The sequence below is a fragment of the Legionella sp. km535 genome (assembly GCF_003990085.1).
GTDB lineage: Bacteria > Pseudomonadota > Gammaproteobacteria > Legionellales > Legionellaceae > Legionella > Legionella moravica.
Map to the genome: position 1 here is coordinate 23,775 of NZ_RZGU01000024.1, position 15,196 is coordinate 38,970.

A 15,196-nucleotide genomic window follows, 5' to 3' on the forward strand; every position below is an offset into this window, starting at 1 on the left:
TAATGATTCCAGTAATTGCTCTTGTTGGGCGTCCTAATGTTGGCAAATCGACGTTATTTAATCGATTAACTAAAACGCAGGATGCTCTTGTTGCTGATTTTCCTGGCCTTACCCGTGACAGGCAATACGGACAGGCCTTGTATAATAATAAGCCGTATATCGTTGTCGATACTGGCGGGATCGGGGTAGATGATATCGCTGTTGACAGTTTGATGTCCAAACAATCCGCCATTGCATTAAATGAAGCTGACGCTGTTCTTTTTTTGGTAGATGGTCGGTCTGGTTTAACGGGGATTGATAAGCAAATTGCGATTAATTTGCGAAAACTGAACAAAAAAGTTCATTTGGTCGTTAATAAAACAGAAGGTTTGGATGATGATATTGCCTGCTCTGATTTTCAATCGTTAGGCATTAGCGATGTTCACTCGATTTCAGCTGCTCATGGAAGTGGTATTAGCTCACTATTAGAGACCATTCTTCTTCCATATGCGATTCCTGAAGCAAGTGATACGGTTCAAGACAATACTATTAAAATAGCTTTTGCCGGAAGACCCAATGTTGGAAAGTCTACATTAATTAACAGAATATTAGGTGAAGAACGAGTAGTTGTGTTCGATATGCCCGGTACGACCCGAGACAGTATCTCTATTCCTTTTGAACGTGATGAGCGGAAGTATGTCCTTATCGATACTGCAGGTGTTCGCAGAAAATCGCGTGTGGATGAAAAAATTGAAAAATTCTCTGTAATTAAGACACTGCAGGCCATTAAAGAATCTAACGTTTGCTTACAATTATTGGATGCAAAAGAAGGGATTACCGATCAGGATATGAATTTACTTGGTTTTATTATTGAATCGGGTAAAGCTTTGGTCATAGCCTTCAATAAATGGGATGGTCTGGATGAGGAGCATAAAGAACGAGTTAAAGACGAATTAGCTCGTCGCCTGCATTTCGCAAATTTTGCTAAAGTCCGATTTATTTCAGCATTGCATGGTAGTGGAGTAGGCGGGTTGTTTAAAGACATCAATGAAGCCTATGAGTCAGCCACGCAATCCTTCTCAACCCCCCGATTAACCCGCTTATTACAGGACATTAGTACTAAGCACACACCGCCCTGTGTGAGTGGACGAAGAATCAAATTACGTTATGCACATATTGGTGGGCATAATCCACCAGTCATAGTAATTCATGGCAATCAGCTTGACGCATTACCGGATAGTTATAAGCGTTATTTGAACAATGAGTTCATTAAACATCTTGGCTTGGTTGGAACTCCCTTAAAAATTGAGTTCAGGGGAGGAGCAAATCCATTTGCAGAGAAGAAAAATAAATTATCTCAACGCCAGGTCAATAAAAAAAGAAGATTGATGAAGCGGGTTAAAAGCAAAAAATAGAGATGCATGTAATGGGTGTCATCAATCAGTAATATCAATTGGGGGTATGGTTAGAAACATCTGATAAAACATAAAGGGCTGTAGATCAGTGGAACTATTTGAAGTAACTACGTTAAAAATGGAGATAGGCATGTTTGAGCGTATAGACGGAAAAGGGAAGGTGGTCAATGGAGTTAGTTTTGTTGTACTCAAAGACACTTTAGATTCGCGTGATGAATCGTTTATCGATGTTGCAAATATAAAAAAAAGCGATTATATATTATCCATTTTGTCGACTCAGCCGGAACGTTTTGATTTTCATGAAGTGCTGACTGTTAATCTCGATAGCGAAAAAGCTCCGAAAGGTATGGATGCTATAAGTGAACGCCACTTTACTTACAGATATTCCGCCGAATTTAGATTGTCTTTACAGGCTTTAAAAGAATTAACGGATGATAGAACAACAGAATATAAAGGCAAACATCTCAACAACCCCAAAAAGGTAGAAAAAATATTAAATACGTTAAGGAATAGCGTAGTTGGGGTTCACATAGATATACTAAACGAAGAAACCAAAGAATGGGATAGGTTTAAAACATTGCCACTGTCATTAGTGACTGCAGTGCATAGCCAGGGCTGTTGTTTGATTTTATAATTCAGAATTAGTGCGTTTAAAACACGGTACACGGACGAGTGAATTGTCAGTTTACTCACGGGTTAGTTTATATTAAAAATTGTTGCTTGTATGCAGCAAGGGTTCCAGGCGGATTTTAAATAGGAATCAAATGAACATAACACCTTTCTCCCAGAAAAAATAGCTCTTTAAAAATGCTTTTATGTTCTCCAGGTCGACCTGAATTAATGCGAATTGATACTAAATCTTAAAAATATTGTTTAGGGTCTATTGATAATTCAAGTTTCGACGTCTCGCGACTTGTTCGCGGGATCCAATTCACTCTTTATAGGCGCAATATATTCTTGTTTTGCGCAAGATCTATCGATTCCGCGAACAAGTCGCGGAAAGTAGGCTTGAACATAATGAAATGTCAACAGCTCCTAATCCAGCGAACTATATCTTGAGTACTCATTACTCCTGAACGTCTAGCCTTCTCTTCTCCATTGGAAACAAGTATTAAAGTCGGAATACTTTGAATATGATAGCGAGCGGCTAATGTCTTTTCAGACTCTGTGTTGATTTTAATAAATCTAACGTCGGGCTCAATAAGTTTTGCAGCCGCTTCAAAGTAAGACCCCATCATTTTACATGGACCACACCATTCGGCCCAAAAATCAATGAGCAATGGAATATCATTCTTTTTGAGATGAAGATCAAACTGTGCTGTATCTAAAGCAATTGGCATTCCATAAAAAAGAGATTTTTTACACTTCCCACACTTGGGATGTTCGGCCAGTCGTTCTGAATTTAAACGATTTGTTGTCTGGCAATAAGGGCAAACAATATGGATTGAATTATTCATGACACTCGTTCCTGTTGATTTCACTTCGTTAATTCTCAAAACAACAATACCAAATCTTACCAAATAAACCTCTTCAAATTAAGGCACGGCTTTCCCATTAAAAATGTGACGTCTTTCCGAGCCTAGCGAGGATTCTCCTGCAAATTGGCATAATCTGAATTAATGCATTAATTATCATTACCTTTTAAGCTCTTTTTGTTTTTAACAAGAAATTTAATGATGTCATCAGAAGATGTACCTGGATTTTTATATCATTTCGACACGTGAAGAGGATTCTCGTGTACGCAAAGATCATGCTCCTTAAAATAGGGCGATGGTTCGGCATATTATTTTGAACATGTTACAAAATACCAAAAAGAAATTTAAGGATATGAGCATTAGGCGCCTGTAGAAAAAGACTGGCTGGGGAGACTCAACTCTTAATATGATTTTAATGGCCGCATTTTAATGGGATCGTGCAACCTTGCAGGAGATTCCTCGCTACTCTCGGAAAGACGTCATATTTTTAATGGGACAGCTATGCAAATTAAGGATACGTCCCTGGAGTTCATTTAAACAAGATTATATAGTGTCTGCAAAAATTTCATGGACGTTACCTGGTTTATAAATATATAACGATTACCTGCGCAACCTGGATAATTTTTCATTAAGGATGTTGGTATATACTAAAACTAGGGATTCCTATATATGAGGTAGTATATGCCCGATGTAATACAGGATGAAAAAGCAGCTGCTAAAGCACGATATGAAGAGTTTTTGAATGCTGTTGAGGCAATGAATGCACGAAATGCAGCTATGCAATTTGAGCTTGCTCCTAACCCCTCACTATTTAAGCACCTGCAAAAAAGCAGTTCTGACTCTCCGCTACATTATGAATTTAAATCCAAAAATTCAGGTTCCATTTTCATCATTGAGCAGAAATTTTTTCCTGATAGCTGGATATTAAAGATCCCGGAACAAGTAAGAAAGGACGATATGGCTTGTATGACCGATATTATCCTGGAAACAATAGCTCATCCAGTTGGCGCTCATAAAGATTATGAGCCTAAAATGATAACCTGTTTTCCAGAGGATACTCCTGAAGATGAAATACTCCAATTTATTGAATCAGCTCAAGCTAAAGGGATTAAAGTGCACTTGTTTATAGGGAAGCCAGACGATTTTGAAAAAATAAGTCTAAAACATCAACAAATATCAAAGGATCTTATTGCCGCAGGAGATATTGACAAAGTTCCGGGGTGGACAGGGTTATTGAATACTGTTATGAATACAGACGGAGGACGAAAAGGTGAGGAACTGATGCAACGAATCAACTCAGATCAACGTTTTGCTTTTCGCTGCTGAATTAATTCTCCACCCATTTAGCATCTGATTTATCCGGTATTGACTACCGTCCAAAAAACCTTACCAAGTCGTTTTGAATATATATCACCATACCCTGTGATTTCAATGTTCCTTTTGTATCCGCAAATTTGCTAAATTTTGTGGACATCATCAATGCGCGTGTCAATTAAGGGTTTGTTTGTATTCATATGCTGGATAGAAGAAATAAAAAGGAAATACTTTAATCAGGTTGTATACCAAAACAATCGGCGCTAAAAATAGAACAAGTAGAAACAGGGCTCTAGGGAGATGCGCTGACCACATCATTAGAACTATCGGGGCTATTAAAGAGGCAAGTGTTAAGAGACGCACGAAATATATTTTTAAGGTTAAGCGCCAATTTCCAATGGCTAATTTAATTGACTCTCGCCAGGCAAAATAGGGAGCGGCGTTGTTTGTGACGGTTAATAAAGGAGTAAAAATAATACAAGGGTAAGTAATTAATATGATGGGTAATTTTAGAAATGGAATAAAAGCTCCAATTATGTTTACAAGAGCAATTAAAATAATCATCACAAATAAGCCGATACCGGTATTTGCTGAATTATATAAATCCTTAAACCCCGAATTCTCATCGATTTCTTCACCATCAAGGTAAGAAAATATAGCTTTATATAATCCGTCAAGCAATGGAAACAATGAAAAAAAGACAAGGACTCCAGCTAAGGTAAGATAGATAAAATTCAAAATAGGATGTTTAAATGTAATAAAACCGAGACTTTCGAGGCCCAAGGGAATAATTACCCCAAATGCAATCAAGGCAGCTAAAGGAGTTAATAGTAAAAAACTGAGTGGCCACCAGAGTTTGCTGCGGCATTTGCTATAGGATTGCCATGCTGTAGAAAGTGATTTCATGCCTGTATCGAGTCATTCAACGGAGTGATTGAATGATATTAACACAATCATTCCGTTGATTTTAAGAGTTTAAGTAAATAATTTATTCCTTTGCCAAAAACTATGCTCTTGCTTAAATTTTTAATGTTAATACATCGCATGGTGCATGATTTACAGTAGCATGAGCAGTGCTTCCAAGAAAAGTTTGAATTCCTTTGGACGAATGATTGCCGATGATTATTAACTGGCAATTTAATTCTTTAACTTTCTCAAATATATTTTCTTTGACAGAACCAATTTCTACAAACTGTTGATCTGTTGGAATATTAAGATTTTCACCAATCAAAGATAAAACGGTTTGAGCATCGTCCTTTGCCGGATTTGCTAATTCAGTAAAGCCTAGTCCTTGAGCCAATTGTACACTGGCAGGTAATTCGATCACATGTAACAGATATAATTTTGCATTGAATTGTTTGGCAATATTGGCTGCTTTTTCTGCAAGGTGATAGTGCTCATTTAGCAAATCTGAAGCAAATAAAATATTTTTATACATAGTAACCTCATTTGTAGTAACTGCGTTAAATTAATTGTAGTCGATCAATGACCTTGCACCTTTGAGCTACCTGTTCATTGTTGGGTTAATTTCTAATAATGGTTTAATCACAAAGTCCCTTGCCAAGTAGTGAGGATGAGGAATTATCAGGTTCTTCGTATGAAGAGTTCTATTTCCGTATAATATAATATCGATATCAAGAGTTCGGGGGCCCCATCGTTTTTTTCTGACTCGTTGATGCTGCTTTTCTATTTTCTGGCACCATTTTAATAACAGTTCGGGTTTTAGAAATGTAGCTATTTTAACTACTACATTACAAAAATCTTGTTGAGTTGTCAGGCCCCAGGCTTTTGTCCAGTACAAGCTGGAACAGGATAATACTGAAGTTACTGGGATGGTCTGAAGATCCTTAATGGCCATTCTTATGTGACGTTCAGGTGCTTTTTGATTCGATCCCAGACTCAAATAACAACTATTCATTTGGCTGCTTTGGGTTTGCGTCTTCGCCTTGGTTTTGAAGATGAGGGAGGGGTCAGAAGTGTCACCATTTTAGCCTGTTCCTCTTCATCAACTTCCTGAAAATTCGTCCACCATTGAGCTAATTCAATTGATTCATCTCCGGCCAATGCTCTTAAAGCCATAAAATCAAATGCTGCTCTGAAGCGGGGATGTTGAAGCAAATTAAATGCTCGACCACCCAATCGCTTGGAAAATCGATATTGCAAAAGCCATATTTCTCTGATTACCTGACTGTAACGTTTGGGAATGGATATAATTTTATTTTGTTCAGCAATAGTCAGGGACATTGCTTTCTCTATTGCTGGCAAGGGATCCATTCCCTCACTTTGTAGTTTTTTCGATGTTTCAATCATGGGAAACCATAACAATACAGCAAACAGAAATGCTGGTGTTACTGGTTTGTTGTCCCGAATACGAGTATCTGTATTTTCCAATGCAATGCCCAGCAAAGCATGAACTGGATAGTCACTTTGAAACAATTTAAAAGTCTGAGGGCATAAGTGTTCAAATAATCCATATTGGATTAATAATTTTTGCACCGTTTCGGCTTCACCACACTGGTACAGTTTGGTCATTTCATCGAATAAGCGGGAGTTGGAAACATGAGTGATCAAATGACTGATATCGGGGAATGGTGCTTCGGTTTCCGGAGCTAGTTTAAAGTGCAGTTTAGCACTAAATCGAATAGCTCTCAGCATTCGAACCGGATCTTCTTTATAACGTGTTACCGGATCACCAATCATTCGAATTAACTTTTGCTGTACGTCGTTAACCCCACCGGTAAAATCGATAATGGTTGAGTCATCAATGTTATAGTATAAGGAGTTGATGGTGAAATCTCTTCGCCAGGCATCTTCATCAAGTGTTCCATATACATTGTCGCGAACAAGCATGCCTCGTTCATTGGTCTGTTGACTGGAGTCAACAGCATCATGTCCTCTAAATGTTGCTACTTCAATAATTTCTCTGTGGAATAATATATGAACCAATTTGAAGCGTCGACCAATGATACGTCCATTGCGAAACAGGTTTTTAATTTCATTGGGCGTGGCATTAGTAGCAACATCAAAATCTTTGGGTGCTTTATGAAGTAATAAATCACGAACACTGCCCCCAACAAGATAAGCCTGAAATCCGCTGCTGATCAGGCGATTGAGCACTTTTATAGCATTATTACTTATATCTGTTTTAGATATAGAATGCTTGGTTCGTGGAATAATGTACGCTGAGTTAATCGGAGGCTTATGACCTCTGTTTTTCTTTAACAGCTTTTTGATAAATTTGATGATTGCTGATTCTCACATGATTAATAAACCCAAAATAATTATAACGAAGCAAATGAATAAAGTGAATCATTTACCTTTACAAATATTTTAGAGAGAATGGTTCTTCTAAAATTTTACAGAGATAGCATATGGAATTTTTTGATGTCGCCTTAAGTTTAATTGCATTGATTATTCTGGAGGTTGTTTTAGGTATAGATAACCTGGTTATCTTATCAATACTGACTGAAAAGTTGCCCCAGGAAAAAAGAAAAAAAGCTCGAAGATGGGGGCTTACTTTTGCCTGGATGACCCGGTTATTATTGCTGGCCTCCGCGGTATACATGGTTAAATTGGTAAAACCTTTAGTTTCAATAGGCGGAATTTCATTTTCTGCACGAGATATATTTCTTTGTCTTGGCGGCGCTTTCCTGATATGGAAATCAACGGATGAAATTCATCAGGACGTGACCAATGAATCAAGAACACAAGCCGTTCCCAAGAATACTACAGCCTCTGCAACGTTCAGAGGAGTCATTATTCAGGTAGCATTACTGGATGTTATATTTTCTCTGGATAGTGTATTAACTGCTGTTGGTTTAACTACACGTTTTTGGGTTATGGCGCTTGCCATTACCTGTGCCATTATTATTATGATTTATGCCAGTGAGCCTGTTAGTGAATTTATTTCGAAACATCCTACTATAAAAATGCTGGCTCTAAGTTACTTGATATTGATTGGTACTGTTCTGGTTGCCGATGGCTTTTCGTTTCATATACCAAGAGGGTATTTATATTTTGCGATGGGATTTTCGTTAGGAGTCGAATCCTTGAACTTACTGAAGCGTACAAGAAAAAAACGAAAAAAAATGACGAGGAAGTAATATGTTATTCATCAAAGCGTTTCACATTATTGCACTTGTAGCCTGGTTTGCCGGATTGTTTTATTTACCCCGGTTGTTTGTATATCACTCAACAACACAAGATAGCATTAGCCTTGATCGATTTAAAATAATGGAGCGAAGGTTATATTATGGAATAACCTGGCCAGCAGCGATTCTGACTACGGTGCTTGGCTTGTGGTTGATTTATTTTAACATGGGTTATTATCTAAAGGCAGGCTGGATGCACGGCAAATTATTTCTGGTTCTTCTATTATGGATTTACCATTTAACCTGTGGCCATTATCTTAAACTGTTTGCGCGAGACAAAAATACAAAGTCATCCCGGTTTTATCGGATATTTAATGAGTTGCCGACTCTTTTGCTCATTTTTATTGTGATTTTGGTTGTGGTTAAACCTTTTTGATGCATTTTGAGCTTCTAGTATTTCCCTGTTTATGTGTTTAAATCATAAACAGGGACAGTACTTGATTCATTTTAACTTTCAGTGGTTATAAAGCAATTAAACAAGAGTTAATTGCTAACAGAACCTAATCGATTTCTACCATATCAAAATCTTCTTTACCGGCTCCACAGTCAGGGCAAAACCAGTTTTCAGGAACATCAGCCCACAAAGTGCCTGGTTCAATACCATCTTCCGGCCATCCTTCAGCTTCATCATAAATAAAACCGCAGATAACGCATATGTACTTTTTATACTCTTGCATAGTGAATACTCTTAAAAAAATGAGGTAATTTATCTATTGTTGTTCATTAAGTAAAGTTAAACCTCGAATCAATGCAGATTTTTTTGATAATCTATCTAAATAATTGTACCATCAAAGTACTAAGTTTTGCTTACATAAGTAACATTGGGTGGTATTTGTTGACAAAACTCAAGGTCAATTGATGACGAATGCTGATGTGATGAGGATTGCCTATGTCTCCTTAAGCATCTCAACCTATTTTTGCTTTTAATTTTTTTTTATTTCTAATTTTTCATGTGAGTGTTTCTATGTCCCGATCTTCCGATTTATTTGTTCAGGCTCAATCTGTTATTCCAGGTGGTGTTAATTCTCCCGTTCGAGCATTCAAAGGAGTAGGTGGCGACCCTCTTTTTTTTAAACAAGGTAAAGGCGCATATCTTATTGATGAAGATAATAATCACTACATCGATTATGTAGGCTCTTGGGGGCCTCTTATTCTCGGACATTGCCATCCAAAAATTATCGAAGCAGTAAATCAAGTTTTACATAGCGGAATGAGTTTCGGAGCGCCAACAGAGCTTGAAATACTTTTAGCTAAAAAAATTATATCTCTTGTGCCATCTGTTGAAAAAGTACGAATGGTCAATTCAGGTACCGAAGCGACGATGACTGCGATACGACTGGCTCGTGGATTTACCAATAAAAACAAATTAATCAAATTCAATGGCTGTTATCATGGTCATAGTGACGGATTGCTCGTAAAAGCCGGTTCCGGTTTGCTCACTTTGGGTATCCCATCAACACCAGGAATTCCTGCAAGCATTACCGAGCATACGTTAACAGCTGATTTTAATAACCTTGAACAGGTCGAGCAATTATTCGAAAAATACCCAAATGAGATTGCGACAATTATTTTGGAACCAGTTGCTGGCAACATGGGATTCATTCTTCCAAAACCCGGTTTTTTACAGGGACTGCGCGAGTTGTGCGATCACTACAACGCGGTATTAATTTTTGATGAAGTGATGACAGGATTCCGGGTAGGTTTACATGGAGCTCAAGACTTATTTGGAATTAAACCGGATATTACTACTTTTGGCAAAGTTATTGGTGGCGGAATGCCTGTTGGTGCATTGGGAGGTAGTTCAGAGATTATGTCCTTTCTTGCTCCCGAAGGACCTGTTTATCAGGCAGGGACACTTTCAGGTAATCCTCTTGCCATGGCAGCTGGATTAGCTACTTTGAATGAAATAGAACAACCTGGATTTTTTAACCAACTGAATCATACAACCAATAACTTGATTTCAGCTTTGTCAGAGGTAGCTAATACGCTGCATGTACCTTTATTTACGGCGTCATTAGGAGGAATGTTCGGATTCTGTTTTACTGATAAAGAGCAGATCTGGGATTATGCAGATGTTGCTTCCTCGGATGAGCAATTATTCAAAAAATTCTTTCATGGTATGCTGGAGAATGGAGTATATTTGGCACCATCCATGTATGAGGCTGGCTTTGTTTCCAGTGCCCATGGTGAACAAGAAATACAAAAGACTCAAAGTGCTGCAGAGCGAGTGTTGAAGCAATTAAAAGGTTAAAACAGTACTTTCAAGATGATTGATTTCAATTCAGTTTTTCATTGATTGTTTTCATTTTAAAACACTGGACAGTATTTTTTCTCCGTGTCATTCTTGGTAGTAAATCAGTTGGCAAAGGAAAGCATAGTATGTCGATATTGGGTAAAAAAAGAGCCCCATGGAGTGAGATACCAGAAGGAACTATCGCACTTTTTTTTATACAAGTCGTTTCAACACTTAGTTTCAGTGTTCTTTACTCGACCCTGGTTTTATACATGAAAGGTAAACTGGGGTTGCAGGTTGCCACAGCAAATAGCATTATGGGAGTTTTTATTGCATTTAATTTTGCCCTGCACTTACTTGGAGGGTTTTGGGGTGGGCGATTATTATCGAACAGAACCCTGTTCTGCATTGGTATGATTGCACAGGTTGTTGGCTGTGTGCTTTTATCCATTGGTGGAGTTACCTTTCTGTACTATGGTCTTGCCGCTTTTTTAACGGGTTCAGGTTTAAATGTAACCTGTGTTAATTGTATGCTTACGCAAAGATTCTCACCTGAAGACACTCGACGTGAGACTGCCTTTTTATGGAATTACGCAGGCATGAATATTGGTTTTTTCGTGGGATTCAGCTTGAGTGGTGTATTTCAAATATCCCAAAACTACCCAAGGCTCTTCCTGCTTAGCAGCCTTGGAAATTTAATTGCTTTGCTCATCTGTCTTTATTATTGGCACCAATTAGCCGACAAGGGAACAAGCTTTTCGAAAAAAGATAAACAGTCCCAGAAGAACGCCACAACAATGGGGTTACTGTTCATTATTTTACTTCCCTTAGTGCTAAGTCAAATGCTGCAATATGCGGACTGGGCTAATAAACTGGTTATTGCAACAGGTATAACCATGCTGGCTTTGACGTTTTACATTGCATACCAACAACCAACGAAAGAAGCCAGGGATAAAATTTTAGCCTTTGCCATTTTGATGATAGTAGGTGCTATTTTTTGGATGCTTTATCAAATAGGTCCAATGGGATTGACAGTATTCATCGATCATAACGTACAGAGAGAATATGGTGGATGGATTATTCCGCCACAATGGTTTCAAAATATAAACACAGTTACTATAGTTATTGGTGGGCCTTTATTCGGCACAATGTTTGCCAGAATGCGTGCAAAGGGAGTTCAAATCAATATTCCAACACAATTTGCGCTTGCTTTATTATGTATTGGATTAGCATTCGCAATACTCCCGGTAGGTATTCTCTATGCAAGTACTTATGGAATGGTGAACCCCGGCTGGATAGTCATTTGTTTTATTTTGCAGAGCATTGGGGAACTTTTAATATCGCCAATTGGTTATGCCATGATAGGCTACCTGGCTCCAACATCTCTTCAGGGTGTCATGATGGGGATGTGGATGCTGATTACTGGTGTAGGGGCGACACTATCAAGTTATAGTTCAAACTTGATGATTGTAGGTCAGAGCAGTACCTCGCCCCTTGAGACTAATACGGGATACAGTCATGTGTTTTTGGGATTGGGTTTATTTGCTATAGGTTCTTCATTTATACTTCTGATGTTAGTTCCTAAATTAAGGAAATTAATTCAGGAAAAAAAGCATGATGTTGTACAGGGTAATAATATTAATGTAGCAGAGAGAGAAGCGGTATTTGAGTAGTCCATTTGTACCTATTGAAACGGCAGATCTTGATTGGTTCGATGATTTGCCATATTCTAAAAATTATAATGATGTATATCATTCCGCTGAAAGTGGAATCAGACAAAGTCGTTACGTATTTATTGACGGGAACAATCTCATCAATAGATGGTTAGAGCTTCCTAAAAATACCTATTCCTTGTTTAATCTTGGAGAAACAGGGTTTGGTATGGGTTTAAATTTTCTCCTGACTCTCAAGTTATGGGAAGAATATGCACCTGAATCAGCGCATCTCCATTATTTTTCCTGTGAAAAACATCCACTGAAATTCAACGACTTAAAACAGTGTTTAACACTATGGCCAGAATTATCAGTTCAAAGCGCGCAACTATTGGAACAATATCCGGTCCTAACTCAGGGCTATCATTATTTATCCTTTTGTAAGGGACGAGTTAAACTTACCCTCATGCTCGGAGATGCTCTGGAGTGTTTTGAGCAATTGTTAGTTTGTGGTGATTCCCAACTTGAATCCCAACTGCGTCCAGGTTTTATCGATTCATGGTATCTGGATGGATTTTCTCCTGCAAAAAATGCAGATATGTGGACCGATTCACTTTTATCAATAGTAGCCATGCTATCAAAAAAAGAGTCTACTTGTGCAACGTATACTGCCGCAGGCACAGTTAAAGCCGCGTTATCAAAAGCAGGTTTTATTCTTGAGAAGAAAAAGGGATTTGGCCCTAAACGCCATATGCTTACAGGGATCTTTCATGGGATACCACCCTATAAAATAAAAAAGCGAGAAACACCCTGGCATACTGGAGTTCCCTTAAAATCAGGAAATAAATCAGTACATGTTGTAGGAGGGGGGCTTGCTGGGTGCTTCATTGCTCATTGTCTCGCCAAAAGAGGCTGGAGAGTGACACTTTTTGAGGAAAAAACAATGGTTGGCTCGGCAGCTTCCGCCAATCATCAAGCGGTAATATTCCCCAAATTGTCTGCCTATAAATCACCACTAACGCAACTAATGCTTTCATCGTTTCTATATGCGAACAGAGTATACAAGGATTTGTTAAAGCAACATCCAGAGCTTGGTCATTTAGGCGGCTCTCTTTTGCTGGCATACAACCTTAAAGAACAACAAGCCCATCAAAGCATTAAATCTTGGCTGCAGCACTATCCCGAGCTTGGTGAGTTGGTCGAACGAGACAAAGGCTCTGAATTGTCCGGTGTGAGCCTCAATGAATCAGGACTGTATATTCCTTTGTCCGGGTGGATTAACTCACCGCTTCTTTGCCAGCGTTTAATCGACAGAAAAGAAATCACTTTGATTGAGAATACACAGGTTGATTCATTACACTATGATGGTTCAAGCTGGATTATTACTAATAAAGCAGCAGATGTATTAATTTTATGTGCGGGAAACAAGATAAACTCCTTTACTGAAACTAAAGGCATACCGATTAAACAGATTCGCGGACAAATGTCTTCAATTTGCTCAACACCAAAAAGCTCCAAACTTAAAATACCCCTGTGTGCGGAGGGACATGTTTTGCCCTCTTTAGACGGCAAGCATTATTTTGGTGCCAGCTATAACCTTGGTGATACTTCAGAACAACCCTCTGCAGAGGATGATTTAAGCAATTTAAACAAACTCTTAAATATTTCAGCACCGGATATATGGTCCAGGGAAATTATTCATCACTGGGCCGCGGTAAGAGCATCCACTCCGGATTATCTTCCTGTTGTAGGTCCAGTTGCTTTGGAACAAGATTTTCGTGCGCTATATTCAGGGTTAGAGACAAACTCTAAAAGATGGATTCCACAACCTGGCCCTTATATTCCTGGGCTATTTGTTTGCGCTGGATTTGGATCACGAGGATTAACGACCATCCCTTTATGTTCTGAATGGTTGGCTTCTCTTGTTAATAATGAAATTGGCTGCTTGCCAAGAAGTCTTATTCATGCCATAGCTCCCAGCCGATTTATACGAAAAAACATAACTCGTGGCAAATAGAGCTCATCTGTAATTAACACCATCGCTGTGTTCACGATTTCCAGGATAAGTAATTAAATGGATAGCTTTTTTTATTAAAAATCGTCACTTTATCAGCTATAATCAACAATTTCATCATGTGAGCAGATTGTGCATAGTATCGACTTTTTTCAAATTGATGCGTTTACAGACAAGGTATTTCATGGAAATTCAGCGGCTGTCTGTTTGCTCGATGATTGGCTAAACGATGAATTGCTTCTTGCAATAGCGGCAGAAAATAATTTATCAGAAACTGCTTTCATTATTGAAGCTCCGAATGGATTTCACATCCGTTGGTTCACACCGAATGGAGAAATTTCCTTGTGCGGGCATGCTACGCTTGCTGCCAGTTTTGTGCTTTTTGAATTAGGGAAATGTCTTTCTGACTGCATAACTTTTCATAGTTTAAGCGGCCAGCTCTCTGTACTGCGAAGAAAAGATAGACTTACCCTTGACTTTCCCAGATTTCAGTACGCTCATTCCATTTCCTCAGAGACTATCGTGAGCTTGATAGATCAACCTGTAATTGAAGCATACGACAGTGAACTCGATTATTTGGTTGTTCTCGAAAATGAGGCGCAGGTTCAAGAGGCTCAAGTTGACTTAAAAAAATTGATGAAGCTACCTAAACGTGGCTTGATAGTTACTTCTTTAAGTTCAGAGGCCGATTTCTATTCTCGGTGCTTTTACCCCAAGCACAGTATTTCAGAAGATCCTGTTACCGGATCAGCTCACTGTGTATTAACACCATACTGGGCCGATAAATTGAATAAATCCAGTTTACGAGCTATTCAGGGGCTGCACAGGAAAGGGGAGTTGTTTTGCGAATTGATGGACCTCCGCGTGTTTATATCTGGCTATTGCCGATGGTATCTCAAAGGACACTTAGTAATTTAGCAAAATGGATTGAGAAGGACTTCTCATTAGAGCATAATAATAAAC

Annotated in this window: 15 protein-coding genes; 9 read left to right on the plus strand and 6 right to left on the minus strand. The window is 38.5% G+C overall.

Features of this window, described 5'->3' with window-relative positions:
- Positions 1-2: 2 nt before the first annotated feature.
- Entirely contained in the window at positions 3-1,394 is a 1,392-nt protein-coding gene (gene der / locus ELY21_RS13015) for a ribosome biogenesis GTPase Der (RefSeq protein ID WP_127110122.1), read from the plus strand.
- 130 nt (positions 1,395-1,524) lie between these two features.
- Positions 1,525-2,028: a hypothetical protein gene (locus ELY21_RS13020; protein WP_127110124.1), complete on the plus strand. Its 504-nt coding sequence runs from the start codon at positions 1,525-1,527 to the stop codon at positions 2,026-2,028.
- 391 nt (positions 2,029-2,419) lie between these two features.
- Here ELY21_RS13020 and trxC read toward each other — a convergent pair whose 3' ends face one another.
- A complete protein-coding gene (gene trxC / locus ELY21_RS13025; RefSeq protein ID WP_127110126.1) occupies positions 2,420-2,851 on the minus strand; it encodes a thioredoxin TrxC in 432 nt (143 codons plus the stop codon).
- Between the two features lie 699 nt (positions 2,852-3,550).
- Between trxC and ELY21_RS13030 the strand changes: the two genes are divergently transcribed.
- Positions 3,551-4,195 (plus strand): hypothetical protein, encoded by a 645-nt coding sequence (locus ELY21_RS13030; protein WP_127110128.1) that lies wholly within the window; start codon positions 3,551-3,553, stop codon positions 4,193-4,195.
- Between the two features lie 162 nt (positions 4,196-4,357).
- Here the strand turns inward: ELY21_RS13030 and ELY21_RS13035 are convergent, their stop codons facing one another.
- The 4 genes from ELY21_RS13035 to pcnB all read right to left on the minus strand — a co-directional run bounded on the left by ELY21_RS13035 (position 4,358) and on the right by pcnB (position 7,408).
- Complete coding sequence (locus ELY21_RS13035; protein WP_127110130.1) at positions 4,358-5,089, minus strand: hypothetical protein; 732 nt, start codon at positions 5,087-5,089, stop codon at positions 4,358-4,360.
- 112 nt (positions 5,090-5,201) lie between these two features.
- Positions 5,202-5,621, minus strand: a complete 420-nt coding sequence (locus ELY21_RS13040; RefSeq protein ID WP_127110132.1) for a universal stress protein — start codon at positions 5,619-5,621, stop codon at positions 5,202-5,204.
- A gap of 66 nt (positions 5,622-5,687) precedes the next feature.
- Positions 5,688-6,101, minus strand: a complete 414-nt coding sequence (folK, locus tag ELY21_RS13045; RefSeq protein WP_028384662.1) for a 2-amino-4-hydroxy-6-hydroxymethyldihydropteridine diphosphokinase — start codon at positions 6,099-6,101, stop codon at positions 5,688-5,690.
- Complete coding sequence (pcnB, locus tag ELY21_RS13050) at positions 6,098-7,408, minus strand: polynucleotide adenylyltransferase PcnB (RefSeq protein ID WP_127110134.1); 1,311 nt, start codon at positions 7,406-7,408, stop codon at positions 6,098-6,100. Before pcnB ends, folK begins: the two co-directional genes overlap by 4 nt.
- 146 nt (positions 7,409-7,554) lie before the next feature.
- On the opposite strand from pcnB, the gene ELY21_RS13055 reads away from it, so the two are divergent.
- Together ELY21_RS13055 and hemJ are read left to right on the plus strand one after the other, a co-directional pair.
- Entirely contained in the window at positions 7,555-8,286 is a 732-nt protein-coding gene (locus ELY21_RS13055) for a TerC family protein (RefSeq protein ID WP_127110136.1), read from the plus strand.
- 1 nt (position 8,287) lies between these two features.
- A complete protein-coding gene (gene hemJ / locus ELY21_RS13060) occupies positions 8,288-8,710 on the plus strand; it encodes a protoporphyrinogen oxidase HemJ (RefSeq protein WP_127110138.1) in 423 nt (140 codons plus the stop codon).
- Between the two features lie 124 nt (positions 8,711-8,834).
- Here hemJ and ELY21_RS13065 read toward each other — a convergent pair whose 3' ends face one another.
- Positions 8,835-9,011: a rubredoxin gene (locus tag ELY21_RS13065; protein ID WP_028384658.1), complete on the minus strand. Its 177-nt coding sequence runs from the start codon at positions 9,009-9,011 to the stop codon at positions 8,835-8,837.
- 287 nt (positions 9,012-9,298) lie between these two features.
- On the opposite strand from ELY21_RS13065, the gene hemL reads away from it, so the two are divergent.
- The 4 genes from hemL (at position 9,299) to ELY21_RS13085 (ending at position 15,151) form a co-directional block, all read left to right on the plus strand.
- The gene (gene hemL / locus ELY21_RS13070; protein ID WP_199741715.1) at positions 9,299-10,585 is read left to right on the plus strand and encodes a glutamate-1-semialdehyde 2,1-aminomutase; all 1,287 of its coding nucleotides are present in this window, start codon (positions 9,299-9,301) and stop codon (positions 10,583-10,585) included.
- 128 nt (positions 10,586-10,713) lie between these two features.
- Positions 10,714-12,240, plus strand: a complete 1,527-nt coding sequence (locus ELY21_RS13075; protein ID WP_127110142.1) for a peptide MFS transporter — start codon at positions 10,714-10,716, stop codon at positions 12,238-12,240.
- Complete coding sequence (mnmC, locus tag ELY21_RS13080) at positions 12,233-14,236, plus strand: bifunctional tRNA (5-methylaminomethyl-2-thiouridine)(34)-methyltransferase MnmD/FAD-dependent 5-carboxymethylaminomethyl-2-thiouridine(34) oxidoreductase MnmC (protein ID WP_127110144.1); 2,004 nt, start codon at positions 12,233-12,235, stop codon at positions 14,234-14,236. The genes ELY21_RS13075 and mnmC overlap by 8 nt, the downstream gene beginning before the upstream one ends.
- Positions 14,237-14,365: 129 nt before the next feature.
- Complete coding sequence (locus ELY21_RS13085; RefSeq protein WP_127110146.1) at positions 14,366-15,151, plus strand: PhzF family phenazine biosynthesis protein; 786 nt, start codon at positions 14,366-14,368, stop codon at positions 15,149-15,151.
- The last annotated feature ends 45 nt before the right edge of the window (positions 15,152-15,196 follow it).

Bases quoted from the DNA above. Each gene is read 5' to 3' on its own strand.
- der (WP_127110122.1), top strand. From the start codon at position 3: ATGATTCCAGTAATTGCTCTTGTTGGGCGTCCTAATGTTGGCAAATCG.
- ELY21_RS13020 (WP_127110124.1), top strand. From the start codon at position 1,525: ATGTTTGAGCGTATAGACGGAAAAGGGAAGGTGGTCAATGGAGTTAGT.
- trxC (WP_127110126.1), bottom strand. From the start codon at position 2,851: ATGAATAATTCAATCCATATTGTTTGCCCTTATTGCCAGACAACAAAT.
- ELY21_RS13030 (WP_127110128.1), top strand. From the start codon at position 3,551: ATGCCCGATGTAATACAGGATGAAAAAGCAGCTGCTAAAGCACGATAT.
- ELY21_RS13035 (WP_127110130.1), bottom strand. From the start codon at position 5,089: ATGAAATCACTTTCTACAGCATGGCAATCCTATAGCAAATGCCGCAGC.
- ELY21_RS13040 (WP_127110132.1), bottom strand. From the start codon at position 5,621: ATGTATAAAAATATTTTATTTGCTTCAGATTTGCTAAATGAGCACTAT.
- folK (WP_028384662.1), bottom strand. From the start codon at position 6,101: ATGAATAGTTGTTATTTGAGTCTGGGATCGAATCAAAAAGCACCTGAA.
- ELY21_RS13055 (WP_127110136.1), top strand. From the start codon at position 7,555: ATGGAATTTTTTGATGTCGCCTTAAGTTTAATTGCATTGATTATTCTG.
- hemJ (WP_127110138.1), top strand. From the start codon at position 8,288: ATGTTATTCATCAAAGCGTTTCACATTATTGCACTTGTAGCCTGGTTT.
- ELY21_RS13065 (WP_028384658.1), bottom strand. From the start codon at position 9,011: ATGCAAGAGTATAAAAAGTACATATGCGTTATCTGCGGTTTTATTTAT.
- hemL (WP_199741715.1), top strand. From the start codon at position 9,299: ATGTCCCGATCTTCCGATTTATTTGTTCAGGCTCAATCTGTTATTCCA.
- ELY21_RS13075 (WP_127110142.1), top strand. From the start codon at position 10,714: ATGTCGATATTGGGTAAAAAAAGAGCCCCATGGAGTGAGATACCAGAA.